Annotated in this window: 1 protein-coding gene and 1 pseudogene; one reads left to right on the plus strand and one right to left on the minus strand. The window is 50.6% G+C overall.

What is annotated here, in order from left to right; all coding sequences use genetic code 11:
• Window positions 1-300 (plus strand): annotated as a pseudogene (locus CYR55_RS23870) (hypothetical protein); the annotation flags it as partial.
• On the opposite strand, the gene CYR55_RS23065 reads toward CYR55_RS23870, so the two are convergent.
• A partial coding sequence (locus CYR55_RS23065; protein WP_206604070.1) for a hypothetical protein occupies window positions 297-696 on the minus strand: 400 nt, incomplete at its 5' end. The pseudogene CYR55_RS23870 and the gene CYR55_RS23065 sit on opposite strands and share 4 nt — an antisense overlap.

The raw sequence follows: 696 nt of genomic DNA on the forward strand, positions 1-696 counted from the left end.
AACGACAGCGACGAAAACGCTGGGTCGCTGGATGACGCGCTTATTCTGCGCATGGCCACCCACAACGTGCCGATCGGCTCAATCCTGGAGTGGATGGAGGCATCGGTCTATCCAGGGTGTAGTCACGCAGTGGTGCGCCAGCGTCCAGAACCAGGGAGCAGGCTACTACCGGGCGGGTGCCGCGCAGCCCGTCCCGCAGGTGGAGTTTGTGGCCATCGACCACCAGGATTTTTTGCACTGAGCCTCTTTAGTGCTGTCGTAACTAAAATAAATAAGCAATTAGTATTGTATGACAGCTAATCCTTCGTCCAGAACACATCAGTAGCCGGCGGCATTATGGTGCCTTCTATCTTAAGGTCAGCCACCACGATCCGTCCAATAGGGGTAAGTTCGTATATTGTAGGCTTTTTTTCTTCCCCAGGTTGTGGGGGGATGACTTTGATAAATCCGTCACGTACCAATCCATCCATGGATTTTTTTAAGTTACCCTTTTTTAGGTTTTCCCTATGCGCGCGCTTTTTGTACTTTTTACTCACGTAGAAGTAGAGGCTGGTGATGTTTGTCTGGATCGCTGTCGATTCATTCAGGCGCTCACCGAAGTAGGAGAGAGCAATTTTCTGTAATGCGGATAATGGCCGTGCCATGGACGGTTCCTTCTTATTCGTCTTCGTCAGTGCTGTCAGTATTGGAGCTATC

Source organism: Chimaeribacter californicus, from assembly GCF_002858675.1.
In the GTDB taxonomy this organism is placed as follows: Bacteria; Pseudomonadota; Gammaproteobacteria; order Enterobacterales; family Enterobacteriaceae; genus Chimaeribacter; species Chimaeribacter californicus.